This window comes from Achromobacter kerstersii, from assembly GCF_902859595.1.
GTDB lineage: Bacteria > Pseudomonadota > Gammaproteobacteria > Burkholderiales > Burkholderiaceae_B > Achromobacter > Achromobacter kerstersii.
The window spans coordinates 56,044-81,270 of record NZ_CADIJQ010000008.1 but is presented as its reverse complement, the minus strand read 5'-3'; the positions used below and the strand labels follow the sequence as shown (position 1 = coordinate 81,270).

Sequence of the window (25,227 nt, the reverse complement as noted above, 5' to 3'; positions counted from 1 at the left end):
TTCGACTGCCCGCGCTCTAAGCTTTCTGCTTGTCCGACGCGTCCCCAGTCCATTGATCCATGTCGTCCCCCTTGCTGTCCGCGCCGCATGCGCCGTCGCCTGCGTGGTACCTGAGCACGCAGCTCGTCGGCGTCACGCTGATGCTGGCGTGCCTGGCTTGGTGGGCCAATGCCTCGGGCATGGATATGCGCATCGCCCGCGCGCTGTTCGATCCCGCCCTGGATGATTTCCCGCTGCACCTGAATCGTTGGTTCGATCTGTTCGGACATCGCATGGTGCTTGCGCTGCCGATTGGCGTGGCGTTGGCGGCCGTGGCGGCGGCCGTGGCAAGCTTTCGCATCCCCGCCTTGCGTCCCTGGCGCGGCGCAGCGCTTGCGCTGGCGGCGACCTGCCTGGTTGGCCAACTGGCGGTGAACCAGCTCAAACACCACACGACCTTGCCGCGCCCCTATGACCTGGAAACGCTGGGCGGCTACACGCCATACCCGCTGCACTGGTGGACGTGGGCGCGTGCGCGGGCGGGCGGCGCATTGCCCAGCGGCCACGCGGGCGCCGGCTATTCGATGCTGACGCTGTATTTCGCGGGCTGGGCGCTGAACCGTCCGGCGTGGCGCTGGTGGGGCCTGGCCCTGGGCGTGACCGCAGGCGTCGCCTTTTCCGTGGTACGCATTCTGCAAGGCGCCCATTTCCTGAGCCAGACGCTGTGGTCGGCCACCTTGCTTTGGTTTCTGGCGGCGCTGTTCTTCTACCCGGTGATCGTGGGCCGAGCCGCTGCGCGCGGCCCGGCCCGGCAAACGCCGGTTCAGTTGAGCAGCACGCCCGGCAACCACAGCGAAAACGCCGGCACATAGGTCACTAGCGCCAGCGCGGCCAGCAGCGCGCCGTAAAAGGGCCAGATTGTGCGCATCACGGTGCCGACCGACACGCCGCCGATGGCGCACCCCACGAACTGCGTGGTCCCCACGGGCGGGGTGTTCAAGCCCAGCGCGCAGTTCAGCAGCATCACGATGCCGAACTGCACCGGCCCCATGCCGTACTGCATGCAGATCGGCAGGAAGATCGGCGTGCAGATCAGGATGGTGGCGGCCATGTCCAGAAACGTGCCCAGCACGAACAGGATGATGTTGACCATCAAGAAGATGGCCCACGGGCTGGTCGATACCGACGCCATCAATTCGCCCGTCTTTTCCGCTACGCCATAAAAGCTGATCAGATAGCCGAAGGTGGCCGAGATGCCAATCAGCAGCAGCACGACGCCGGTTGTCTTGACGGCCTTGCTGGCGGCGCGCACGAACTGGTCCCACGTCAGCGAGCGGTACACGAAGATCGTCAGCGCCAGCGCATACAACACCGCCACCGCCGCGGATTCCGTTGCGGTGAAAACGCCGCTTAGGATGCCCGTGATGATCAACACCACAACAAACAGGCCAGGCGCCGCCGCGATCAGCGACCGCAGCACGATGTGCCATCCCGGAAACGTGCCCGCTGGATACCCGCGGCTGCGCGCCACGAAGTACGCCGCCGCCAGATTGCACAAGGTCAGGATCAGCGCGGGCACAACCCCTGCCGCGATCAGCGCCGCGATCGACACCTTGCCGCCCGCCGCCAGCGTGTAGATGATGATGTTGTGGCTGGTAGGCATCAGCGCGCCGACCAGCGCCGCATGCGTGGTGACGTTCACCGCGTAGTCGGCGTGATAGCCCTCGCGCTTCATCATCGGGATCATTACCGACCCCATCGCCGACACATCGGCCACGGGCGACCCGGACACGCCGCCGAACAGCGTGCAGGCCACCACGTTGGACATGCCGAGCCCGCCGCGCACGTGCCCCACCAGCGACTTCGCAAACGTCACGATGCGGTCGGCGATGCCGCCGTACAGCATCAGTTCGCCCGTGAAGATGAAGAAGGGAATGGCCAGGAACGAAAAGGCGTTCATGCCCGAGGTCATCTGCTGGAACGCAACCTGCAAGGGCAGGTCTTCGACCATGATGGCGGTGATGGACGACAAGCCAATGGCGAACGCCACCGGCACGCCGATCACCAGAAACCCCATGAACGTAAAGGAAAGCAGTGTCAGCGCCATGCCGGTACCACCTTATGGTTGCGCAGGATGGCGATGATGTGCTCAACGGAAAAGAGCGCGATCAGGGCGCCAGACAGCGTCGCGGGGATGTATTTCCAGGCGTTGGAAATGCCCAGGTTGGGGATCTTGTAGGCAGACACGGATTCCGCCAGCATCCCGCAGTTCCAGGCCATCAGCACGCCAAACAGCAGCACCAGCAGATGGATGAAGATCCGCAGGCGCCGCTGGCCAACGGGGGGCAAGGCGTCCAGCAGCGATTCAAAGCCGATATGGCCTGCATCGCGCACGCCAACCGCCGCGCCCAGCATGGTGACGTACAGCACCAGCAGCAGCGCCAGGCTTTCGGCCCAGGTGGGCGTGCTGTTGAGCACGTGGCGGCCAAAGATTTGCAGGCTGACGGCGATGATCAGGCAGACGAGCCCGAACACGCTGGTCCACATGCAGGCCCGGGCAATCCACGCGCAGGCGCGCGTGTAGGCGTCCAGCGGAGCGGCAAGGGCTTGCGCCCCGCCTCCCCCGGTCATCTCAGGTTCATTCGTAGGAGTGGCCAACATGATGTCCTCACTGGACGGCCTGGATCTTTGCGACCAGGTCTTTCATCTCGGGCGTGGTGACGAAGCGGTCGTACACCGGCTTCATCGCACCCTGGAACGACGCCTTGTCCACCTCCACGATCTGCGACCCGGCCTTTTCGACCACCGCGCGGGATTTCTGCTCGCGCTCGTCCCACAGCTTGCGCATATAGGGCACCGATTCGCGCGCGGCCTCACGCAGAATCTTCTGGTCTTCGGGCGTGAGCTTGTCCCACTGCCGCTTGGAATAGATCAAAATTTCCGGCGTCATCGTGTGTTCGGTCATCGAGTAGAACTTGGCGACCTCGTAGTGATGCGCGCTTTCGTAGCTGGGGAAATTGTTTTCCGCGGCATCCACGAGCCCGGTCTTCAGCGACGTATAGACCTCGCCCATCGGCATCGGCGTGGCGTTGCCGCCCATTGCTTCCACCATGGCCACAGACAGGTCCGATTGCTGCACACGAATCTTCAAGCCCTTGGCGTCGGCCAGCGTCTTGATCGGCTTGTTGCGCGTGTACATCGACCGCGAACCGCTGTCGTACCAGGCCAGCCCGACAAAGCCCGCGGCTTCGCACGAGCGCAGGATCTGGTCGCCGATTTCGCTGTCCAGCACTTTGTGCAGATGGTCTTTCGAGCGGAACAGGAACGGCAGCGACGGCACGCGCGTGGTCTGGCAGATGTTGTGCATGGCGGCGCTGGACACGCGCGCCATGGCAAGCGCGCCCATCTTCACCTGTTCGATCGAATCGTCTTCGTTACCCAACGCGCCGCCGGCATACACCTTGACGGTGATGCGGCCATTGGTGCGTTGCTTGACCAGTTCACCGAACTGGCGCACGGCCTGCACGGTGGGATAGTCGTCGGGATGGATGTCGGCGGATCGCAGTTCGGCGGCTTGGGTGGCGGGAATCAGCGTCAGCAAGGCAGCCGCCGCCAGGATGGCGCGGGTCAGGGTGGGGCGCAGCATGTCTACCTCCGGTTGGAGTACGGCGTTTCGTTAAGGGCCGGGTCGGCCTCGAAGCTCTATGTGTACAGACCTACTTTGCGTGGGGCGCGGGACGATGCGGGCGCTCCGGTCGGGTGCTAACCGGTGCTTGCGGTTTCCTCCAGGCCCTGCGCGCCGGGGCGCAGGGCGAATACGCCACCGTCGGGCGCGCCAGGGGCGGCGTTCGCGGGGCGTATCGATGTGATGAAGAGGGTGTCCATGGCCGCGCCACCGAAGGCGCACATCGCGACTTTGGCGGCGGGCACGGTATAGGTGCGGTCGAGTTTGCCCTCGGGCGTGTAGCGGTAGACGCGGCCGGCGTCGTTGCCGCAGATCCAGTAGCCGCCATCGGTGTCCACCGCCGCGCCATCGGGCCGGCCCGCGGGCAGGGCGTCGATGAAGGGGCGGCGGCTGTGCGGCGTGCCGGTGTCGATGTCGTAGTCGAACGCCCAGACCCTGGCGCGCGACGGATGCGAGTCTGACAGGTACATCGTCTTGCCGTCCGGGCTGAACGCCAGGCCGTTGGGCACGATCAGGTCAGACAGCAGCACCGCCACGCCGTGAGCGTCGTAGCGGTAGAGCTTGCCGGCGGCTTGCGCCAAACCCATGTCCATGACCATCGTGCCAGCCAGGAAGCGGCCTTGGCGGTCGCAACGCCCATCGTTAAAGCGCATACCGGCGGCCGCGTGGGCCACCGCAGCGATCCGTTCAGGAGTGCAGGGCGCGCCCGCTTGCAGCGGACCGCAGCCGTACAGGCCGTCTTCCATCGCCAACAGCCAGCCCGCGCCGCGCGGCGCGATGCTGCCCGCCATCTGCGGCAGCGCCCAATGCTCAAACGTGCCATGGGAGGGCGACCACCGGTGCAGCGTTTTGCCGGGGATGTCGGTCCAGGTGTAGGCCTGCTCTGTGGCGCGCCAGACCGGGCTTTCGCCCACACCGCAAACCAGATCCCCGATACGTTCGGCCAGGGTGGACATGGTGGCGTTTACTTGGAGGCGGGGGGAAAGGGAAACGGGCCGGCCTTGACGAACGCGCCGCCTTGATAGCGGGCGGCCGGGTCATCGGCCGCGAGCGGCGGCTGCGCTTCAACTTGCGCGCGGAAGCGTTCGGAAGAATCTTTGGGGACGAACCCCAGTACTTTCGCAGCGTCGTCGTGCCACCAGCGGTCGCGGTTGGCGGATGCGCCGTAGACGATCAGATGGCCAACGCCGGGGGTGAACAGGGCTCGGGTGACGAGCTCCGTCAGGTCGTCGTAGCTGAGCCACGTGACCATCATGCGGCGGTCTTTGGGTTCGGGAAACGATGAGCCGATGCGCAGGCACACGGTTTCGATGCCATAGCGGTCGAAGTAGAAGCGCGACAGGTGTTCGCCGTAGGCTTTGCTCAAGCCGTAATAGCCGTCGGGCCGCAAGGGGACGTCGGCGTTCAGCTGCTGCCCTTGTTCGTAGAAGCCGATGACGTGGTTCGAGCTGGCGAACACCACGCGTCGAACGCCGTGCAGGCGGGCGGCTTCGTACAGGTTGTAGATGCCCTGGATGTTCGCGGGCAGGATGACGTCGAAAGGCTGCTCTACCGAGACGCCGCCCAGATGCACAATGGCGTCGACCCCTTCAACCAAGGTGGACACGGCGGCCGCGTCGGCCAGATCGCAGGGCAGGGTTTCTTCGCCGGGGTCGGCGGGGCCGACGTCCGCCACGTCCGACACGCGCAGCAGATCTGCGTGGGCTTTCAGACGGGGACGCAACACCTTGCCCAGGTTGCCGGCGGCGCCGGTCAATAGCAAACGATGGCAGCGGAACTGGGCAGGCGGGGTGTTGACGGTTTGGTTCATGTCGCAACGCTCGGTGAAAGAGACGGATATCCAGGCAGATACTCATGCGGATGAACGTCCAGAAGCCTGTGCAGAGGGGGGGCGATCTGGTACGTTGTCGTACAACCTGCGCAAAGTATAATTAGCCCCAAATTTCAGCGTCAAGCTTTGTGCAATCAATTTCGGACTACATCCCGTGAACGCTCCAGTCGATACCTCTGTTCTGCCGCAGCGTCGTCCCCGAAATCTGGCCCAAGGCCTGGTGGAAAGCATCTCGGAACGCATCCGCAGCGGCAACATCCGCCCGGGCGACAAGCTGCCCACCGAATCCGAAATCATGCGTCAGTTTGGTGTCAGCCGCACCGTCGTGCGCGAGGCGCTGTCGCGCTTGCAAGCGTCCGGTCTGGTTGAAACGCATCACGGTGTCGGCACCTATGCGCTAGAGCCCAACGGCAGTGGCGACTTTCGCGTCGACCCCGCCGACATCGCCACCGTGCGCGATGTGCTGGTGCTGCTGGAACTGCGTATCTGCCTGGAAAGCGAGGCCGCAGGCCTGGCCGCCATTCGCCGCAGCGACACGCAGCTGCAAGACATGCGCCGCGCGCTGGACTTGTTTCGCAGCGCGTTGGAAAGTGGTGGCGACACCATCACGCCCGACTTTCAATTCCATTTGCTGATAGCGCAATCCACCGACAACCGCTACTTCGCGGACCTGATGTCGCACCTGGGCTCGGCCATCATTCCGCGCACGCGCATCAATTCCGCCAAGTTCGCGCATGAAGACCGCGCCGCCTATCTGGCGCGCGTGAATCTCGAACACGAAGACATCTACAGCGCCATCATGCGGCAAGACGCCGAGAGCGCCCGCGCCGCCATGCGCACGCACTTGAGCAACAGCCGCGAACGCTTGCGCCGTGCGCAATAGCGCGACAGACGGGCCGCGTCAGATGCGGCCCTGTTTGTGAAATACGATGTCGTACAACGTTTGACATCGCGCTGGCGTGACGTCGACATCACGCTGGCCTGACGCCTACGTCACGCTGGCGTTACGACGATGTCACGCTCACGTCACGCGATCGGCCGCTGGTTGGCGCAAAACCGCGTTAATCTTTGCCCGTTTTCATTCCGGACATCGACGCAGCATGGCTTTGCTAGGCACCCCCCGCGGCATTCTTTCATCTGAAACGGCGAGCGCTCGCTATCTCGGGAGGGCCGCCGCATGCGCCGCCTGACACTTCGATTCATCCTTGCCATTCTGGCGCTGCTGACGCTGTCGCGTCTGGGGCTGTCGTTCTGGATGTGGGACCGCGTGCAAGCCGCTGGCGGCCTGTGGCCGGTGCTGTTCGGCGGATTGCGTATCGACGTCTGCCTGCTGTCGATGGTGATTGCGCTGCCGGCGGTGTTCTCGCCCTGGTTCGGGCACCGTCCTTTGGCGGCCCGCATCACCGCATGGTGGTTCCGCATCTGGTGGATGCTGTATGCGCTGCTGGAAGTGTCCACGCCGCAATTCATCGCTGAATACGACACGCGGCCGAACCGTCTGTACTTCATCTACCTGCTGAATCCGAAGGAAGTGGGTTCTATGCTGTGGCAGGGCTACAAGGGCGTGCTGCTGGCCGCGTTCGTGGTGCTGGTGGTGGCGGCCTGGTTGGCCGTGAAGCTGTTCCCCACGCGTGCGCGTGACCCGTTCATGGCATGGTGGAAGCGCCCGATTGCATCGTTCGTGATCCTGGCGCTGGTGTTCCTGGGCGCGCGCGGCACGCTGGAACATCGCCCGATCAACCCGGCCAAGGTGGCCTTCAGCTCGGACGCCATGGTCAATTCCTTGGCGCTGAACTCGCTGTACAGCGTGTTTGATGCAGCCTATCGCATGCGCGATGAACGCTCCTCCGCCGCCATGTATCCGAAGATGCCGGTCGACCAGATGAACGCCATCGTCCGCGAGAAAGCCGGCCTGACCGGCGCGCCGCTGGACCCGCGTTACCCCAGCCTGCACGAACAGAAAGCCACGGTACGCCGCGACAAACCGTTGAACGTGGTCATCATCTTGCAGGAAAGCCTGGGCGCACAATACGTCGGCAGCCTGGGCGGCCGCGACCTCACGCCCAACATCGACCGCCTCTCGAAAGAAGGCTGGATGTTCCACCGCGCCTACGCCACCGGCACGCGCTCGGTACGCGGCATCGAAGCCGTCACCGCCGGCTTCCTGCCCAGCGTCGCCGATGCCGTGGTCAAACTCCCCCGCTCGCAAACCGGCTTCTTCACGCTGGCGCAGGTACTGGGCAAACACGGCTACCACTCGCGCTTCGTGTACGGCGGCGAATCCCACTTCGACAACATGCGCGCCTTCTTCCTGGGCAACGGCTTCGACGAAGTCATCGACCGCCCCAAATTCGTGAACCCGGTGTTCGAAGGGTCATGGGGCGCCTCCGACGAAGACATGTTCAACCAGGTCGACCGCCTGCTGCGCGCCGACGGCGACAAGCCCGTCTTCACCCTGGCGTTCTCGGTCAGCAACCACTCGCCGTGGGAATACCCCGAAGGCCGCATCAAACCGGTCGGCGACCCCGCCACTGTGGACAACACGGTGCGCTACGCGGACTGGGCGCTGGGCCAGTTCTTCGAGAAAGCCAAGCAGGCGCCGTACTGGGACAACACGGTGTTCCTGGTCATCGCCGACCACGACTCCCGCGTCTACGGTTCCATCCCCGTCCCCGTCCGCCACTTCCAGATCCCGGCAATGTTCCTGGGCGCAGGCATTACGCCACGCCAAGACGAACGCCTGGTCAGCCAGATCGACATGGCGCCCACGCTGTTGTCGTTGATCGGCCTGGACAACGTGAACCCGATGCTGGGCGCCGACCTGACCCAACGCGACCCCAACCGCGCGATCATGCAATACGCAGACAACTTCGGGTATTTGCAAGGCGACAAGCTGCTGGTGCTGGAACCCGCCAAGGAACCCAGAGAGTTCAAATACGAGGCTGCCCCGGTTGGCAAGGATGAGGTGTACGCCCCGATCACGCCCGCCGACCCGACGCTGACGGAAGAAGCGTTAGCGCACGCGTTGTGGGCAAGCTGGGTCTACCGCGAAGAAAAGTACCGGTTGCCTTGAGGGGGGATGGCGCGCAAAGGGTAGGCACGCGCAAGGCAGTGCCCACCGCGCGCCACCCTATACCCCACAAAACACGCGCGAGGGGACATCAACAAACCACGCCCCGCATTCGCGAAGCGATCACCAAGCGAGCGACCCCCTGTGCGTATGCCGAGTAAGGCCGCCCGCGCGGCCGCCACTCGGCGGGCCCCGCAGCACTCGTAATTAAGGCACACCCTAGCAGCGCACCGACCCAAGACGGCGGCAGCCCGTCGGCGCGGTGGCCCTGGCGGCGTGCAACCTCGATGCGCCCGAGGGAATCTGAAGGAACCCGCCAACGGCGGGTGACGAAGATGACAACGGGGGGGGCCGCCTAGGCAAGTCCGGAGCGAAGGCTCCGGACCGCAATCGTGGGCGCACGCCGCCAGGGCCATCGCGCCGATGGGCGACCTACATCCCCCTAAGCCGCCCGCAAATAACCCCCCTCAACCCCGCGAGCAAACACCCCCCCGCGAGCAAGCAATCATCAACCCCGCGCCGGCAACACCACCCCCGACGCTTCACCAAATCCAACCCTCGGATACCCCGCCTTCTCGCAAGCCGCCCGCATGATCACCTGATCCCCGTCCTGCAGGAACGTCCGCTTCTCCCCCCAAGGCAGATCAATCGCCGTCTTCCCGCCATTGCTCAACTCCAGCAACGACCCGGCTTCCGACGGCTGCGGACCTGACAGCGTGCCCGTTCCCAGCATGTCGCCCGGTTGCAGATTGCAGCCGTTCACCGTGTGATGCGTAATCAGCTGCGCCACGTTCCAGTAAGCATCCCGGAAATTGCTGCGTGACAGCGACACCGGCGGCAGCTTCGCCTCACGCGATTGCGCCGTCGTCATCAGCACCTCCAACTGCACGTCATACGCACCCTTCGCGCGGTTTGCATCGGACGCCAGATACGGCATCGGCTGCGGTTCGGCCGGGCCACGATTCCATTGCGTACGGAACGGCTCCAGCGCTTCCATCGTCACAATCCACGGCGAAATCGTCGACGCAAAATTCTTCGACAGGAAAGGCCCCAACGGCTGGTATTCCCACGCCTGAATATCCCGCGCCGACCAATCGTTCAGAATGCAAAGCCCGAACACATGCGCGTCAGCATCGGCCAGACCGATGCGCTCGCCTTGCTCATTGCCCGTACCCACAAAAATGCCCAGTTCCAGTTCGTAATCCAACCGTGTGCACGGGCCGAATTGCGGCGTTTCGCCTTCAGCAGCGGGACGCGTCTGGCCAACCGGGCGCGGGAATTTCTGGTCCACGCCAATGCTCGATGCACGGCCGTGATAGCCAATCGGCACCCACTTGTAGTTCGGCAGCAAAGGATTATCGGGACGGAACTGCTTGCCGATTGCGGTGGCGTGGTGCACCGAAATATAGAAGTCGGTGTAGTCGCCAATGCGCGCGGGCGTCGTGTACTCCGCGTCGGCCTGCGCCACCAGCAGCGGCTCGACTGTGGCGCGCAACGCGGCGCCTTCACGCAAAGCACGCGACAACGCCAGACGCAGCGCGCTCCAGTGCGGCTGGCCCAACGCCATCAGCGCGTTCAGGCTGTCTCCCGAGCAGGCGGCCAAGGCTTCCGCGGCCAGACCTTCGAACGGTGCTTTCGCGGCCAGCGCGGCCAGGTCCAGAATCTGGTCACCGATCGCCACGCCCGGGCGGAACGACTCTTGTGCGCCCTTGCGGCGGAACGCGCCATACGGCAGGTTTTGCACCGGAAAATCTGACGTGCCGGTGTTGGCGCTGGCGATCCAGCTCTTCAAGGACGGATCGTGGGTTTCGTTGATCGTGGTGGTCATGGCTGCGTGTCTCTTCTGTAATGGTGGGAATGGGAATGCCGAAATACGGTATCGCTGAAATGCCAAAACGGCGATGCGCTGTCGCGCACCGCCGTGGAGGGATCAGCGCGGGGCTGCCGTCACGCCTTCGTGGGGTCGAAGTGCTTCACGATACCCTGCCAGCACCGGTAATAGTCGCCCTGCAATTCTACCGACGCCAGCGCTTGCTCCGTCGGGCGGATGACGCGGCGCGTTTCGAACATGAACGCCATCGTGTCACGAATGTAATGCGCGGCGTGCGTGTCGGCGTGCGAGGCCTTTTCGAAGGTCTCGGCGTCGGGGCCGTGGCCGCTCATGCAGTTGTGCAGGCTGGCGCCGCCGGGGGCGAAGCCATCGGCCTTGGCGTCGTAGACGCCTTGGATCAGGCCCATGAATTCGCTGGCCACGTTGCGGTGGAACCAGGGCGGACGGAACGTGTTTTCCATCGCCAGGATGCGCGGCGGGAAAATCGCGAAATCCATGTTGGCCGTGCCCGGGGTGTCGGACGGCGCGGTCAGCACGGTGAAGATCGACGGGTCCGGGTGGTCGAAGCTGATCGAGCCGATGGTGTTGAAGTGGCGCAGATCATATTTGTACGGCGCGTGCGTGCCGTGCCAGGCCACCACGTCCAACGGCGAATGGTCGATGGACGCGCGCCAGAAGCCGCCCGTGAACTTGGCGATCAATTCGAAATCGCCTTCCACGTCTTCATACCAGGCAACCGGCGTCTTGAAGTCGCGCGCGTTGGCCAGACAGTTCGAACCGATGGGGCCCAGTTCCGGCAAGCGCAGCGTGGCGCCAAAGTTCTCCAGCATGTAGCCGCGCGCCGTGCTGTCCAACAGCTCGACACGAAAGCGCACACCGCGCGGAATCACGGCGATTTCCAAGGGTTCCAGGTCGATCAGGCCCAGCTCGGTGGCCAAACGCAGACGGCCTTCTTGCGGCACCAGCAGCAGCTCGCCATCGGCGTTGTAGAAGAAACGGCCCTGCATCGAACGGTTGGCCGCGTACATGTGTATGGCCACGCCGCCTTGCTCGTCGGGGCTGCCGTTGCCGCCCCACGTCTTCACGCCTTCCAGGAAGTCGGTGGGCGCATCCGGGATGGGCATCGGGCTCCAGCGCAACTGATTCGGCGTCACCGGGCCGTGGCCGAACGTGCTTTCCCAGCCTGCCGCGCCGCCAAACGCTTCAAACGGCTTGTGCTGCGCGCCCGGGCGAATGCGGTAGAGCCACGAGCGGCGGTTTTCGTTGCGGGGGGCCGTGAAGGCCGTGCCGGACAGCTGTTCGGCGTACAGGCCGTAAGGGCATTGCTGCGGCGAATTGCGGCCGACGGGCAGCGCGCCGGGCAAAGCCTCGGTGGCGCAGTCGTTGCCGAAACCGGTCAGATATTGCAGTTCCATGGAATCCTCCTGGGTGGCGGCGCGGTGCTTGGCCGCGCGATCGGTATGGGGTGGCTGTGCTGGGCGTACCCAGGGCCGATTCGCCATTGTCGGAAAAAACGCCCGCTAGGGCTACGGGAATGCAAAAATACAGACTATAAATTTTGTGAATAGTAGGGGGCGTGATGGCGGAACTACGTGATGTCGATCTGAACCTGTTGATCCTGTTTCAGCACCTGCTGGAAGACCGCAACCTGTCGGCCGTGGCGCGCCGCATGGATTTGACGCAACCTGCGGTCAGCAACGGCTTGCGCCGTTTGCGTGACGCCTTTGGTGATGAACTGTTCGTGCGCACCGCCCAGGGCATGTTGCCCACCCCTCGCGCGCAGCGGCTGGCCGGCCCCGTCAGCGAAGCGCTGACCGTGCTGACGCAGGCCTTGCAAGATCAGGATGTGTTCGACGCCGCCACCAGCACGCGACGCTTTCGCGTAGCCATGACGGACGTAGGCGAAATCCACTTCATGCCGCGCTTGATGGAAGTGTGCGTGCAAGTCGCGCCACACGTGCGCATCGATTCCGTGCGGGTACAAGGGCCGGACCTGCCGCGTGAAATGGAGTCGGGCCGCGTCGATCTGGCCATCGGCGCGTTCGACGAAATGGGCGCGGGCACGCTGCAACGCATGCTGTTTCGCCAGGGTTACGCAACCTTGTTCCGGCAGGCGCATCCGACGGCGCATGCGGGCATGGGCATCAAGGCGTTCCGGGCGGAACGCCATCTGATCGTGTCGCGCGCTGCGCCTTACGGGCAGGTCAATCAGTCGATGGAGCGCGCGGGCATCGTGCTGGCCGAGCACTTCAGCGTGCCGCATTTTTCGGCCGTGCCGTACATCGTCAGCGCAACGGATTTGCTGGCGACGGTGCCTGAAAAGCTGGCCGCCAGCGCCGCGCCGCCATTCGGCCTGCGCTACATGACCCCGCCGGTGAAAGTGCCTGCGCTACAGACGAACCTGTACTGGCAGCGCAGGGTGGACCGGGACAGCGGCAACCAATGGCTGCGCGCGTTGATCGTCAACACGTTCGCGGTGGGCGCCTAGGAGGGGTTGCGCGCGCCTCGGGCGGATGATTATTTCCGTGCCGGGCCGCGCGCTTCACCCATCCTATGGCCCTTCAAACCGTCGTTGTGTTCGTCACCGATGCCCGCGCTTGCTGCAACGCCTCTCGCAGCAGCGCCACATCGCCCAGATGGTTGGCCAGCAGCAGAATCAGCGCCGCGTTCAGTTCCTGGCTTTGCTCGTTGGTCAGGTCGCGGTGCGTTTCGATCAGCGCCTCGTAGAAGTCGTCCGGCGAGCTCAGATTGGTTTCAGTAATCAGCATGATGGAATGACCTCTGGATTCACGCGTGGCCCGTTGCGCGCTTTACGGCGGCGGCGACGGCTTCTGCGTTGAACGCGCGCCAGCGCGCGGCGATGTGCTGGTCGGGGCGGATCAGGTAAGCCGTGCCCGCTTCTGCGTCATAGCGCTTGGCCAGGCACCCTTGAACGTCCGTCACCACTGGCAGGTCGGCAGACAAGCCCGACACGTCGCACTGCGGGCCTGCCACCAGCACGGCCTTGACGGGCACCGCCGCCATGCGCAGCGACTGCAAGGCGGATTGCACATCGCGGCTGGGCAGCGCGCCGTCACAGAACACGGCCAGCACAAAGCCGCCGTCCAGTTGCGACATCCACCAGCCTTCATCGCCGTGTGCGGCGACAGGCGCGTCCAGCGCCACCGCGCCCGGCACCATGCGGCCCTTGAACGCGTCGGCATCCGGCGTGTTCAAGGGCGACGCGGCGTAGGTTGCGGGCAATGACAAGCGGCCGCTGTTGACCAGCGAACGCGCGAACGGATGCGTCTTCGCCAGGTTCAGCACCGCGTTGCGGAAGCTGCGGCTGATGTCGCTCTTGGGGGTGATGAAGTCGGTCGCGCGCGACGAATTCAGGATGTTCTCGTCGGCGGCGAACTCGCGTTCAGCGCTGTAGCTGTCGATCAGCGTATCGGGCGCCAGGCCCGCCAACACCAGCTTCAACTTCCACGCCAGGTTCTCCGCATCTTGCACGCCGCTGTTGGCGCCGCGTGCGCCAAACGGCGAAACGCGGTGCGCGGAGTCTCCGGCGAACACCACGCGGCCGTGGCGGAATTTGTCCATGCGCTCGCACGCAAACGTATAGACGCTGACCCATTCCAGATCGAACTGCGCGTCGGGGCCGAGCAGGGCGCGGATGCGCGGCAGCACGTTCTCGGGCTTGACGGCTTCAACGGGGTCGGCATTCCAGCCCAGCTGGAAGTCGATGCGCCAGACGTTGTCGGGCTGGCGGTGCAGTAGTACAGATTGGTTGGGATGGAAGGGCGGGTCGAACCAGAACCAGCGTTCGGTCGGGAAGTCGGCCTTCATCTTCACGTCGGCAATCAGGAAGCGGTCGCGGAAGATGCGGCCGTGGCTTTCCTGGCCGATCAGCTTGCGCACCGGCGAGCGCGCGCCGTCGCAGGCGACGAGCCAGTCGGCGTGCAGCGTGTACGGGCCTTCGGGGGTTTCGATCGTCAGGTCGACGCCGTCATCGGCTTGCGTGACGCCGGCCACCTTGTTCTTCCAGCGCAGGTCGATATTCGGTTCCTGGCGCGCCTGCTCGTACAGATAGCCTTCGGCGTAGTACTGCTGCAGGTTGATGAAGGCGGGGCGGCGGTGGCCGGGTTCGGGCAGCAGGTCAAAGCGCCACACTTCCTGTTCGCGGAAGAACACCTTGCCCACATTCCACGACACGCCTTTGTCGATCATGCGCTGGCCGACGCCCAGGCGGTCCCAGATTTCCAGCGTGCGCTTGGAAAAGCAGATGGCGCGCGAGCCTGTGGACAAGCGGTAATCGTCGTCCAGCACCACGACGCGCACGCCTTGGCGGGCGAGATCCAGCGCGGTGGTCAGGCCGACCGGGCCGGCGCCCACCACCACCACTTGATGGCGCGGCGCTGCGCCGGCGCTTTGGTCGGCGTGCTTTTCATAGGCGAACTCCATCGCCTGAAAGTCGATGTCTCCCACGGTTGTCTCCTGTGTGGATCACTTTGTTTTTATGCGCGAAGCCGCGCGCCGTCTTGCGACGCGCGTCTTCGGTTCTTGCCAAATTCCAGTTCGGGCAGGGCCGTCTTCAGCGGCCCGTGCGCCTTAACCTTCCAGCTGCGCCCACATTTCCAGATCGCGCTTGTCGGTCCAGATGCGCGGGTGGGTGTGGCCAGAGGCCTCGTCGTAGGCGCGCGACACGTCAAACGGCATGCAGTGGTCAAAGATCACCCAGTCGCTGTAGCGCGGCTTCATGAAGTCGTAGACCTCGCGGTAGATCGTCTTCAGGTCTTTGCCTTCGGCCACGCCGCGGTTGACGGCGCCGTACAGGTCGGTCAGGAAGGCGCGGGTGCCGGCCAGGCCCTGGCGGACTTCGGTGGCGCTCTTCAAGGCGGGGCCGCGTCCGGGCACCATCTTTTCGGCTTCAAAGCCCGACAGCGCGTCCAGCGTGCTGGGCCAGTCGCGGAAGTAGGCGTCGCCGCAGTACGGGGTGGACTGGTATTCGACCAGGTCGCCTGCGAACAGAATCTTCTGTTCGGGCAGCCAGGCGATGGTGTCGCCCTTGGTGTGGCCGCGGCCCACTTGCAGCAGCTTGACTTCCAGATTGCCCAGGTTGACGGTCATTTCGCCCTTGAACGTCATCGTCGGCCAGACCAGGCCCGGCGGAATCGATTCCGCGTTGCGGAACAGGCGGGGGAAGCGGCCGATTTCGCTGGCCTTGTCTTGTTCGCCGCGTTCGACGATCAGGTCGTAGGTGTCGCGGCTGGCCAGGATTTCCTGGGCGTTGTAGGCGGAAGCGCCGAACACGCGCACGGCATGGTAGTGCGACAGCAGGATGTATTTGATCGGCTTGTCCGTGACTTCACGGATGCGGCGGATGACGTCTTGCGCCATGACCGGCGTGGCCTGGGTGTCGATCACCATGACGGCCTCGTCGCCGATGATCACGCCCGTGTTGGGGTCGCCTTCGGCCGTGTAGGCATAGGCGTTGTCGGACAGCTTTTCGAACGAGACGACCTTGTCGTCCATATCGGCGTGCGAGGCGAATTGCTTGCTCATGGAGGCTCCTTCCACTGTTATAGGAATAGGTGTGTGGAAGGAATATAGCGTGGCGTTAGTGTTTGTGCAATACGTTCGCTATAAACAAACGGCCTTGTTTTTACAGGGATTTCCCGAGGGTTTTCGGGGACTTATGATTCAGTTCCTTTGGCACTTCGGGCAGTAATACGTGGCGCGCTGGCCCTGGACGAAGCGCCGGATTGGGGTGGAACACACCCGGCAGGGCAGGCCTTCGCGTTCGTAGACGGCGGCATGGATCTCGAAGTAGGCCCCAGGTTCGCCCGTAGCGCCAACATAGTCGCGCAGGGTGCTGCCGCCAGAGGTCAGGGCGTCGGCCAGCGTGGCGCGCACCATGTCGGCCAGCCGCTCGCAGCGCGCAAGCGACAGCTTGTTGGCCGGCGTCTTCGGGTTGATGCGCGCGCGGAACAGGGATTCCGATGCGTAGATATTGCCCACGCCCACCACCGCCATCCCGGCCAGCAGCACCTGTTTGATGGCGGCGCTGTGATTCTTGAAGTGGCGATGCAGCCACGCGCCGTCAAAGCGCGGGTCGAAGGGTTCGATGCCCAGCTTGGCCAACAGCGGGTGGGCGTCGATCGGGCCGTCGGCCTCGGGGTGCCACAAGACCGCGCCGAACCGGCGGGGGTCATGCAGGCGCAGCACGGCGTCATCGAAAATCCATTCGACGTGGTCGTGCTTGCGCAAGAATTCACCGGGAGCCACGCGGCGCAACGACCCGGACATGCCCAGATGCACAATCTGGGTGCCGTGTTCAAAGCGCAGCAGCAGGTATTTGCCCCGGCGGGCGCACTCCAGAACGGCGCGGCCGCCGATCAGCGCAGGCAGATCCGGGGGGATGGGCCAGCGCATGCGGGGTTCATGGACGAGCAGACGATTCAACGTCCGGCCGGTGATGACGGCGTCGATTCCGCGACGCGTAGTTTCGACTTCAGGCAGTTCCGGCATGAGCCAGTGTAAGATCATCAATTGCGTGTACGAAGATTGTGCCATCAACCGGACGGGCCGCGTGAAGTCGTCTTTCAAACAAATGAATATCGGGATCGCCGCGCTGGCGCTTGCGCTGGCAACAGGTTTTGCGCTGCCAGCCCAGGCGGCCGACAGCCGGACGCGTGATGCGACCGGGCCGCGTATGGCCCCGCAGAACCGCCAGCCAGAAACCGAGGTGATCCGCCTGCGTCCGGGCCAATTGCCCTACGTATCACTGACCGCCGACATCTTCTATCGCGTCCTCGCGTCGGAGATCGCCGCCCAGCGCGGCATGTACGGCACGGCCGCCACCACCATGGTCGGCCTCGCCCGGGACACGGGCGACCCCCGCCTGGCCCGTCGCGGCCTGGAATTCCAGCTCGCGGGCGGCAACCTGCCCGGCGCGCTGGACGCGGCCCGGGTCTGGGCGCGCCTGTCTCCCAACGACGTCGAGGCCAGCTCCACCGAGCTGGCGCTGGCCGCCGCCAACGGGCAGACCAAGGGCCTGGCTCAAGCGTTGCGCAACCGTATCGACGCTTCGCGCGACAAGCCGGCCGCCATCGGCCAGGCCTTGGCCGTGTTGAGCCGCCTGAACGACCGCCGTCTGGCGCTGCGCATCCTGGACGAATCCTTGAGCGATAGCGTGCGCAAGCTGCCTGCCGCCCATCTGGCGCTAGCCGACGTGGCCTCGGCCGCGGGCGACTACGAGCGCGCGGCGCAGGAATCCCGCGCGGCGCTGGCGGCAGACCCCAAGTCCGAACCCGCCGCCCAGCGCGTGCTGGAATATGGCTCGAAGGTCGACCCCCAACGCGCACAAACCGAAGCCCGCGCCTATATCAACCGCAATCCCAGCGCCCGCAAGGTTCGCCTGATGCTGGCCGGCCAACTGGCCGACAGCGGCGACTACAACGGCGCGCTGGCCGAATTGCAGGCCATGGCCCGCCGCTCGCCGGAAGATTTCGACCTGCTCTTCATGCAGGCCCAGCTGGCCTACAAGGCGGGCCAGTTGCCGCAGGCGAAGACGCTGCTTCAGCAATATCTGGATGTGCAGCAGCAACGCCAGCGCGCCACGGTGCCGGGCGCAACCGACGCGGGGGCCGCCGCCGCCGACGCGCATGTGCTGTTGTCGCGCATCGCTGAAGACCAGGGCCACTACGACGAAGCCATCAATGAACTTGGCCGTATCGACGACCCGACCCTGCGCTATTCCGTGCGCATGCGTCAGGCTGCGCTGCGCGCCAAGAGCGGCCGCGTCGACGACGCGCTGGCCATGATTGATTCCGCAGGCCCGCAGGATGAAGAAGAACGCACGCTGGGCGTGCTGACCAAGGCGCAGATCCTGCGCGACGCCGACCGCGTGGGGCAAGCCGTGACCACGCTGGAAGCCGCCGACCAGGCGCTGCCGGACACGGTCGAAATCAAATACGAACTGGCGATGCTGTACGAACGCCAGAACCGTCTGGCCGATCTTGAACGCATGCTGCGTCAGGTCATTGCGCTGGACCCGGACCACGCGCATGCCTATAACGCGCTGGGCTACACGCTGGCTGACCACAATCAGCGCCTGCCCGAAGCGCTGGACCTGATCACCCAGGCGTTGGAACTGTCGCCCAATGACCCGTTCATTCTGGACAGCATGGGCTGGGTCAAGTACCGCATGGGCGAATCGGAGTCCGCGGCGGAATACCTGCGCCGCGCCTACAGCGTGCGTCCGGAAGCCGATATCGCCGCCCACCTGGCCGAAGTGCTGTGGTCCCAGGGCAAGCGCGATCAGGCCACCGAGCTGCTGCGCGCCGCGCTCATGAAAGATCCCAAGAACAAGACCGTCCAGGACGTCGTCAAGCGTCTGGGAGTTCGTCTGTGAGGGCAGTAGTGCAACGCATGGCGGGCGCGGCAGCGTGGCTGCGCTGGGCGCTGATGGCGATGTTGGCCATGGCCCTGGCCGCCTGCACCACCACGCCCAAACCGATTGAAGGCGCCAGCGCCGATGCGTTTTCGCGCATCGGCCGCTTCGCCATCACGGTGAATGAAGAAAGCGGCAAGCAGAACGCCGTGCAGGGCGGCTTTTCGTGGTCGGACGATGGCCGGCGCTATGTGCTGGACCTGACCAACCCCTTGGGTTCTACCGAAGCCCGCGTCGAAGGCCAGCCCGGTTCGGCCAGCCTGACCAAGGCCGACGGCACGCGCCTGACGGCCGATAACCCCGACGCGCTGGCGGAAGACGCGCTGGGCAGCAGCATGCCGGTATCCGGCCTGCGCGACTGGCTGCGCGGCAAGCTGCCGGCTGACCCGGAAGCCACAGAGATCAAGCGTGATGACCTGGGCCGCCCCACGGCCTTCGAGCAAGGTGGCTGGCAAGCCAACCTGTCGCGCTATGACACGAAGGGCCCGCAGCTGCTGGTTCTGCAACGCCAGGAGCCGGGCCGCCGCATCATGGTGCGGCTGGTCGTGAATCAGCGCTGATCGTGAATCAGCGCTGATCGTGTCGGCCCTGAGCGCCCGCCGTCAGCGCACGGCGGGCTGGCTGCGTGGTTCAGGGTTGTCGCGCGCGAGCGACCGGTACAGGCTCGCCATGTAGCACAGCAACACCACTGAAAACGGCAGGCCGCAGAGCACCACCGCGGTCTGCATGGCATTGAAGTTTCCCGCCAGCAGCAGGCCAATTCCCAGCATTGTTGTCAGCACCGCCCAGAAGATGCGCAGCCAGATGGGTGCGTCGCGTCCGGCGTCGGCGTCGCGCGCCGACAGGTTGGCGATCATCAGCGTGCCTGAGTCCACCGGCGTCAGAAACAGCATGAACGACATCACGACGCCCACCGCGGCGACCAGGTTCGTCATGGGCAAATATTCCATCAGCTTGTAGAACGCCATCGGCGGGTTGGTCATGGCGGCGTCGCCCAGGGCCGCCGCGCCTTGGTTCATCACCAGATCAATGGCGGTATTGCCGAAGATGGACAGCCACGCCAGCGTGTAGCCCAGCGGCACCAGCATCACGCCGAAGATCAATTCGCGAATGCGGCGCCCGCGTGAGATGCGCGCGATGAACATGCCCACAAACGGCGCCCAGCCGATCCACCACGCCCAGTAGAAGATCGTCCAGGAACTGGTCCAGCGCTCGGCTTTGAGGTCATACAGATACAGGTCGAAGCTTTTGCCCAGGAAAGCGTTCAGGTAGTCGCCCAGGTTTTGCACCAGCGCGTCCAGCAGCAAGCGGGTCGGGCCGGCCAGGAAGATGAACAGCAGCAGGAAGCCCATCAGATAGGTGTTGATGTTGGATAGCACGGCAATGCCGCGCTTGATGCCGAGCGCCGCCGCGCCCGTGGCCACGGCCATCATGATGATCACGATGGGCGCCTGCACTGCCGCCGTATTGGGTACGCCCAGCAGGTACGTCAGCCCGGCGTGCAGCAGCAATGCGCCCAGCCCCAGGTTCGTCACCATGGACACGATGGTGGCCAGCACGCCAAAGCCATCCACGGCATGCCCTACGCTTTTGGGCAGCGGCCGGTTCAGCAAGCCCTGCAACGGCGAGCGCAGCGCTAGCGGCAGGTTGCGCCGATACGCGAAGTACGCCAGCGCCGTTGCGGTCAGCGCGTACAGCGTCCAGCCGTGAATGCCCCAGTGCAGAAACGTCAACGTCAGCGAATTGCGCGCGGCTTCCGTGGTGCCGCCCGCGCCGGTTGGCGGCAGCAGGAAATGGTCCAGGGGTTCGTACACGCCGTAGTACACCAGCGCGATGCCGATGCCGGAAGAAAACAGCATCGACACCCACGATAGATAGCTGAATTCCGGGGACTCGTCGTCATCGCCCAAGCGCAGCGCGCCGTGGCGGGATAACGCGAGCCAGAGCGCGAAGCCCACGCTCGCCGCCATCGCCAGCATGTAGTACCAGCCGAAGTGCGCCGCCACAAACCACTGAGCCGTCTCCAGCCAAGCCTGCGAGGCATCGGGGTAGGTGATGAGCAGGGCGCCGATCAGCAGCACGGCGCCTGAAGCGCTCAGGAAAACGACGGGGTTCGTGTGCGCGAGCCACACGCGCCTGGCTGGCGCGGCCCCTGGTTGTTGCGTCGTGCTGTCCCCGTCTTGTTGCACCGCCGTCTCCCCGTCTGGTGGTACTGCCTGGGTGCTGCATTGTGGTCGTTCGTTGTGTGCTGCGGCGGGCGCTGCTGAATGTTCTGCTGATTGTTCTGCCGCATGGGCTGGTGCATGGGTTGCTGCATGGCCTGCCGCATGGGTTGCTGCATGGGCTGCTGCATCGGCTGCTGCGTGGGCTGCCGCGTGTTCCGATGCATCTTCCGCCGTCGTTTGGCGGACCTTACCGGTTTTATATTGAATGATCAATCAATATAAACTAGACTCCATCGCAGCCCGGCGAACCGCCTTCCGGCCCGCCCATCGTCACACCAGGAACCGCGCCCACCATGCCAAAAGTCGGAATGCAGCCCATCCGCTGCAATCAACTGATTCAGGCCACCCTTGATTCCATCGATCAAGTCGGCCTGGCGGAAAGCTCCATCGCCCACATCGCCCGCGCGGCCAAGCTGTCCACCGGCATCATCAGCCATTACTTCGGCGACAAAGACGGCTTGCTGGAAGCCACCATGCGCGAACTGCTGCGTAACTTGCGCGATTCCGTATCGCGCGCCCGTGCCGCCGCGGCGCCCGATGCGCGCGCTCAGTTGCGCGCCATCGTCGATGGCAACTTCGTGCCCACGCAAGTCTCGGGCAGCGCCATGCGCGCCTGGCTGACGTTCTGGGCGGCCAGCATGCACCAGCCGCGCTTGCGCCGCTTGCAGCGCGCCAACGACCGCCGGCTGTACTCCAACCTGTGTTGCCAGTTTCTGCGTGTCATGCCGTTGGCCGATGCGCGCATTGCGGCGCGCGGGCTGGCCGCCATGATCGACGGGCTGTGGTTGCGCGGCAGCCTGATGGGCGCGGCGGTAATCGGGGATCACGCGCGCGCCATCGCTTACGACTATGTAGACCTGCTGCTTGCTCGCAGCCAATCCGGGGGCAGTCCAGCCTTGGGCCCGCCCTCACTCTGACGACAGGACGGACCCTCATGCCCTTGCCTATCCAACAGCTCTACATCCACGGCCGGCGCACCAACGCCATCAGCAGCAAGACCATCACCACGGTGAATCCCGCCAACGGCGTGGTCTTGGCGGAAGTGCAGGTGGCCGCCCGGCAAGACATCGACCGCGCCGTGGCCAGTGCGCAGGAAGGGCAGAAGGTCTGGGCGGCGCGCACGCCCGCGCAACGCTCGCGCGTGCTGCTCAAGGCGGCGCAGTTGCTGCGCGAGCGCAATGATGAATTGGCCGAACTCGAAACCCTGGATACCGGCAAGCCGTTGTCGGAAACGCGCTTGGTGGACATCGCCACGGGCGTCGATGTCATCGAGTATTACGCCGGCCTGGCCGCCGCTGTCGAAGGCGTGCAGGCGCCGCTGCGCGAGACCAGTTTCTTCTACACCCGGCGCGAACCGCTGGGCGTCATCGCGGGCATCGGCGCATGGAACTACCCCGTTCAAATCGCGATGTGGAAGTCGGCCGCGGCGTTGGCGACGGGCAACGCGATGGTCTTCAAACCCGCTGAAATCACGCCGCTGACGGCATTGCGGCTGGCCGAGATCTACACGCAAGCCGGCTTGCCCAATGGCGTATTCAACGTGGTGCTGGGCAGCGGCCGCGAGATCGGTGACTGGCTCACCAGCCACCCCGGCATCGCTAAGGTATCGTTCACCGGCGGGGTCGATACCGGCAAACACGTCATGGCTACGGCGGCCCAGTCATCGCTTAAGAGCGTCACGCTGGAGCTCGGCGGCAAGTCTGCACTGATCGTGATGCCGGACGCCAACGTCGACCGCGCAGCAGACATCGCCGTGATGGCCAACTTCTTCAGCTCGGGCCAGGTATGCACCAACGGCACGCGTGTGTTCGTGCATCGCTCAATGAAGGCCGAGTTCGAAGCCGCCGTGCTGGTGCGCGTGGCGCGCATCCGCGTGGGCGAGCCTTGCGACCCGCGCACGAACTTCGGCCCCCTGGTCAGCTTTGCGCATATGGACCATGTGCTGAGCTGGATTGAGATCGGCAAGCGCGAAGGCGCCAATCTGCTGGCAGGCGGCGTGCGCATGATCGAAGGCGCGCTTGCCAAGGGCGCATACGTGGCGCCCACCGTATTCACGGACTGCAACGACAGCATGGAGATCGTGCAGGAAGAGATCTTTGGCCCCGTGATGAGCATTCTTTCTTTCGACGACGAAGACGAAGTCATCAAGCGCGCCAACGACAGCCGTTACGGCTTGGCGGCGGGCGTCGTCAGCAACGACCTGAATACCGCCCACCGCATCGCGCATCACTTGCAGGCCGGTATTTGCTGGATCAACACGTGGGGCGAATCGCCCGCGCAGATGCCGGTGGGCGGCTACAAGCAATCGGGCATCGGCCGCGAAAACGGCTTGGCCGCGCTGGCCGAATACACGCAGACCAAGTCCGTGCAAGTCGAGCTGGGGTCGTTCGCCTCTGTCTTCTGACCCGGCTCGGCGCTTCATTGCCGCAGGTCTCGCCGGGCGGTCACGCCTGGCGTTCCGCTTTCCGTGTGCAGGGGGGAGAAGACGATGTCCATCAAGAAGGAGTACGACTACATCATCATCGGCGCAGGCTCCGCCGGGAATGTGCTGGCCGCACTTTTGACCGAAGATCCCGGAACCACCGTGCTGTTGCTGGAAGCCGGCGGCCAGGATCATCGGCTGGATTTCCGCACGCAGATGCCCGCTGCGCTAGCGATGCCCTTGCAAGGCACACGCTACAACTGGGCCTATAAAACCGATCCCGAACCGCATCTGAACGGCCGCCGCCTGGATTGCGGACGCGGCAAAGGGCTGGGCGGGTCGTCACTGATCAACGGCATGTGCTACATCCGCGGCAATGCGCTGGACTACGACCATTGGGCGCGTATCGATGGCCTGGCGCATTGGGATTACCTGTCGTGTTTGCCGTACTTCAAAAAGGCCGAAAGCCGCGATGTGGGCGGCTGCGATTATCACGGCGATAGCGGGCCGGTCAGCGTCACCACACCAAAGGCGGACAACAATCCCTTGTTCGCCGCGATGGTGCAAGCGGGTACTCAGGCAGGCTATGCGTCAACCGATGACGTGAATGGCTATCGCCAGGAAGGCTTTGGGCCGATGGATCGCACGGTCACGCCGCGGGGAAGGCGCGCCAGCACCGCGCGCGGGTATCTGGATCAGGCGCGCAGGCGCACGAACCTGACGATCGTCACACGCGCGTTGACCGATGTGATTCTGTTCTCTGGCCAGCGCGCCGTGGGCGTGGCCTGGCAGCAGCACGGGCAGCATCATCGCAGCCATGCGCTGCGCGAGGTGCTGTTGTGCGCGGGCGCGATTGCGTCGCCGCAGATTCTGCAACGCTCAGGTGTCGGCTCCGGCGCGTTGTTGCGTGACGTGGGTGTGCCGGTGTTGCACGAGCTGCCCGGTGTGGGCGCGAACTTGCAGGATCACCTTGAGCTCTACGTGCAGTATGAATGCAAGCTGCCTGTTTCCTTGGCGCCATCCCTGAGGCTGCACAACCAAGCGAAGATCGGCGCGCAGTGGTTGTTCATGGGTACGGGTGTGGGCGCCAGCAATCAGTTCGAAGCCGGCGGCTTCATACGCAGCCATGACGATTTTCAGTGGCCGAATTTGCAATATCACTTCCTGCCGGTCGCCATCAATTACAACGGTTCCAATCCGATCAAGGTGCACAGTTTTCAAATGCACGTGGGATCAATGCGTTCGCCCAGCCGGGGGCGTGTGCATATCCGCTCGCGTTCACCGCAGGACCATCCCAGCATCCTGTTCAACTACATGTCTGACGAGCAGGACTGGCGTGAATTCCGCGCGGCGCTGCGCATCACGCGTGAGCTCTTTGCGCAGCCCGCGCTGGCGCCCTACGCGGGCCGCGAAATCTCACCGGGGGTGAATGTGAAAAGCGATGCTGATCTTGATGCGTTCGTGCGTGCGCAGGCCGAGACCGCCTATCACCCGTCGTGCTCAAACAAGATGGGTGCGGCATCGGACCCGATGGCGGTGGTGGATGGCTACGGCAGCGTGCATGGGCTGCAAGGCTTGCGCGTGATTGATGCGTCGATCATGCCGGACATCGTCACGGGAAACCTGAACGCGCCGGTCATCATGATGGCGGAAAAAATTGCCGATCATCTGCGCGGGCGCGTGCCGCTTGCGCGGGTTCACGTGCCGTACTACACGGCAGAGGGCGCGGCGCGTGGCTAGAATGGGGGCT

At 64.6% G+C, this 25,227-nt stretch carries 21 protein-coding genes; 9 read left to right on the top strand and 12 right to left on the bottom strand.

Annotation, left to right across the window (positions count from 1 at the left end; genetic code table 11):
• The first annotated feature begins 59 nt into the window (after positions 1-59).
• On the top strand, positions 60-851 hold the full coding sequence (locus HV765_RS21715; RefSeq protein ID WP_175170912.1) for a phosphatase PAP2 family protein: 792 nt from the start codon (positions 60-62) through the stop codon (positions 849-851).
• Here the strand turns inward: HV765_RS21715 and HV765_RS21710 are convergent.
• The 5 genes from HV765_RS21710 to HV765_RS21690 all read right to left on the bottom strand — a co-directional run bounded on the left by HV765_RS21710 (position 803) and on the right by HV765_RS21690 (position 5,474).
• Positions 803-2,086 carry a TRAP transporter large permease gene (locus HV765_RS21710; protein ID WP_054423161.1) on the bottom strand — a complete coding sequence of 428 codons (1,284 nt, stop codon included), beginning with the start codon at positions 2,084-2,086 and terminating at the stop codon, positions 803-805. The genes HV765_RS21715 and HV765_RS21710 overlap by 49 nt on opposite strands.
• Entirely contained in the window at positions 2,077-2,640 is a 564-nt protein-coding gene (locus HV765_RS21705) for a TRAP transporter small permease (protein WP_175170911.1), read from the bottom strand. Before HV765_RS21705 ends, HV765_RS21710 begins: the two co-directional genes overlap by 10 nt.
• A 7-nt stretch (positions 2,641-2,647) precedes the next feature.
• The gene (locus tag HV765_RS21700) at positions 2,648-3,625 is read right to left on the bottom strand and encodes a TRAP transporter substrate-binding protein (protein WP_054423160.1); all 978 of its coding nucleotides are present in this window, start codon (positions 3,623-3,625) and stop codon (positions 2,648-2,650) included.
• Between the two features lie 116 nt (positions 3,626-3,741).
• Positions 3,742-4,620, bottom strand: coding sequence for an SMP-30/gluconolactonase/LRE family protein (locus tag HV765_RS21695; RefSeq protein WP_175170910.1), 879 nt, complete (start codon positions 4,618-4,620; stop codon positions 3,742-3,744).
• A gap of 8 nt (positions 4,621-4,628) precedes the next feature.
• A complete protein-coding gene (locus HV765_RS21690; protein ID WP_175170909.1) occupies positions 4,629-5,474 on the bottom strand; it encodes an NAD-dependent epimerase/dehydratase family protein in 846 nt (281 codons plus the stop codon).
• Positions 5,475-5,649: 175 nt separating this feature from the next.
• Here HV765_RS21690 and HV765_RS21685 point away from each other — a divergent pair, with 175 nt between their 5' ends.
• Together HV765_RS21685 and HV765_RS21680 are read left to right on the top strand one after the other, a co-directional pair.
• Positions 5,650-6,378, top strand: coding sequence for a FadR/GntR family transcriptional regulator (locus HV765_RS21685; RefSeq protein ID WP_054423157.1), 729 nt, complete (start codon positions 5,650-5,652; stop codon positions 6,376-6,378).
• 294 nt (positions 6,379-6,672) lie between these two features.
• On the top strand, positions 6,673-8,568 hold the full coding sequence (locus HV765_RS21680) for an LTA synthase family protein (RefSeq protein WP_054423156.1): 1,896 nt from the start codon (positions 6,673-6,675) through the stop codon (positions 8,566-8,568).
• 505 nt (positions 8,569-9,073) lie between these two features.
• Here the strand turns inward: HV765_RS21680 and fahA are convergent.
• On the bottom strand, positions 9,074-10,393 hold the full coding sequence (gene fahA / locus HV765_RS21675) for a fumarylacetoacetase (RefSeq protein ID WP_175170908.1): 1,320 nt from the start codon (positions 10,391-10,393) through the stop codon (positions 9,074-9,076).
• A 119-nt stretch (positions 10,394-10,512) separates the two neighbouring features.
• Positions 10,513-11,811, bottom strand: a complete 1,299-nt coding sequence (gene hmgA / locus HV765_RS21670; protein WP_175170907.1) for a homogentisate 1,2-dioxygenase — start codon at positions 11,809-11,811, stop codon at positions 10,513-10,515.
• A gap of 164 nt (positions 11,812-11,975) precedes the next feature.
• Here hmgA and HV765_RS21665 point away from each other — a divergent pair, with 164 nt between their 5' ends.
• Complete coding sequence (locus tag HV765_RS21665) at positions 11,976-12,884, top strand: LysR family transcriptional regulator (protein WP_175170906.1); 909 nt, start codon at positions 11,976-11,978, stop codon at positions 12,882-12,884.
• Positions 12,885-12,957: 73 nt separating this feature from the next.
• Here HV765_RS21665 and HV765_RS21660 read toward each other — a convergent pair whose 3' ends face one another.
• From HV765_RS21660 to mutM, 4 genes are all read right to left on the bottom strand, one after another.
• The gene (locus HV765_RS21660) at positions 12,958-13,164 is read right to left on the bottom strand and encodes a DUF2783 domain-containing protein (protein ID WP_054423152.1); all 207 of its coding nucleotides are present in this window, start codon (positions 13,162-13,164) and stop codon (positions 12,958-12,960) included.
• Between the two features lie 19 nt (positions 13,165-13,183).
• Entirely contained in the window at positions 13,184-14,863 is a 1,680-nt protein-coding gene (locus tag HV765_RS21655; protein ID WP_175170905.1) for an FAD-dependent oxidoreductase, read from the bottom strand.
• Between the two features lie 123 nt (positions 14,864-14,986).
• Entirely contained in the window at positions 14,987-15,940 is a 954-nt protein-coding gene (locus HV765_RS21650; protein ID WP_175170904.1) for an MBL fold metallo-hydrolase, read from the bottom strand.
• A gap of 138 nt (positions 15,941-16,078) precedes the next feature.
• Positions 16,079-16,906: a bifunctional DNA-formamidopyrimidine glycosylase/DNA-(apurinic or apyrimidinic site) lyase gene (gene mutM, locus HV765_RS21645; protein ID WP_175170903.1), complete on the bottom strand. Its 828-nt coding sequence runs from the start codon at positions 16,904-16,906 to the stop codon at positions 16,079-16,081.
• Between mutM and HV765_RS21640 the strand changes: the two genes are divergently transcribed.
• On the top strand, positions 16,905-18,791 hold the full coding sequence (locus HV765_RS21640) for a tetratricopeptide repeat protein (protein WP_054423148.1): 1,887 nt from the start codon (positions 16,905-16,907) through the stop codon (positions 18,789-18,791). The two genes, mutM and HV765_RS21640, sit on opposite strands and share 2 nt — an antisense overlap.
• Before the next feature lie 17 nt (positions 18,792-18,808).
• Positions 18,809-19,390, top strand: coding sequence for a lipoprotein insertase outer membrane protein LolB (lolB, locus tag HV765_RS21635; protein WP_175171036.1), 582 nt, complete (start codon positions 18,809-18,811; stop codon positions 19,388-19,390).
• A gap of 42 nt (positions 19,391-19,432) precedes the next feature.
• On the opposite strand, the gene HV765_RS21630 is transcribed toward lolB, so the two are convergent.
• Positions 19,433-21,019 (bottom strand): BCCT family transporter, encoded by a 1,587-nt coding sequence (locus tag HV765_RS21630; protein ID WP_175170902.1) that lies wholly within the window; start codon positions 21,017-21,019, stop codon positions 19,433-19,435.
• 329 nt (positions 21,020-21,348) lie between these two features.
• On the opposite strand from HV765_RS21630, the gene betI reads away from it, so the two are divergent.
• The 3 genes from betI to betA all read left to right on the top strand — a co-directional run bounded on the left by betI (position 21,349) and on the right by betA (position 25,217).
• Positions 21,349-21,972 (top strand): transcriptional regulator BetI, encoded by a 624-nt coding sequence (gene betI, locus HV765_RS21625; RefSeq protein ID WP_175170901.1) that lies wholly within the window; start codon positions 21,349-21,351, stop codon positions 21,970-21,972.
• A gap of 17 nt (positions 21,973-21,989) precedes the next feature.
• The gene (gene betB / locus HV765_RS21620) at positions 21,990-23,459 is read left to right on the top strand and encodes a betaine-aldehyde dehydrogenase (protein WP_054423145.1); all 1,470 of its coding nucleotides are present in this window, start codon (positions 21,990-21,992) and stop codon (positions 23,457-23,459) included.
• Between the two features lie 84 nt (positions 23,460-23,543).
• The gene (gene betA / locus HV765_RS21615) at positions 23,544-25,217 is read left to right on the top strand and encodes a choline dehydrogenase (RefSeq protein ID WP_175170900.1); all 1,674 of its coding nucleotides are present in this window, start codon (positions 23,544-23,546) and stop codon (positions 25,215-25,217) included.
• Positions 25,218-25,227: the final 10 nt, after the last annotated feature.